The 542-nt window shown below is 28.2% G+C and carries 1 protein-coding gene; it reads left to right on the plus strand.

The window, feature by feature from the left end:
* Positions 1-321: hypothetical protein (locus tag GHT08_RS21915; RefSeq protein WP_163583500.1), on the plus strand; the 321-nt coding region annotated here is incomplete at its 5' end.
* Between the last annotated feature and the right edge of the window lie 221 nt (positions 322-542).

Here is a 542-nt window from a genome sequence, read left to right on the forward strand (position 1 = left end):
TCTGATAAGTTTTATGAAAAAAATGGAGATGATTTTGAATCCATTACATTTGAAGATTATAGTGTAGAAAATAATTATTACATTAGTCATGACCTTACTTATAAATTCCATGGAAAAGAATGGTATGATTTTAGGTTAGATAGTAGATTGGAGGGGCTATCTGATTCGGTAGGTTATAAAGGTGAATATACAGAAATTAATGGAAATGATACAACAATATATTATGCAGTACAAAAAAAGGTTTTGAGTCTGAGAATGCTACTAGAACAGTTTATCGAACATTTTCTTATATATTACCCAATCAAGGAGATTTTAGCTTAGAATATATTTTTTCTACATCATGTTATGATGAAAATGTAAGCTGTAAGATTGACCAAAAAGAACAAGAAGAGATCGCTTTAAAATTAATGAAATCTGTTCAATTTAAATAGTGAGAGTAAGGTGGGAATGATTATTAGTACCATTCCGTTTTAGTTCAAAGGAATTATTTTTACGATAAAGCATTAGTTCAATAATCCTCTTTTTTGCCAATTTCCAATTTC

Origin of the sequence: Gracilibacillus saliphilus (genome assembly GCF_010994085.1) — a bacterium.
GTDB lineage: Bacteria > Bacillota > Bacilli > Bacillales > Amphibacillaceae > Gracilibacillus > Gracilibacillus lacisalsi.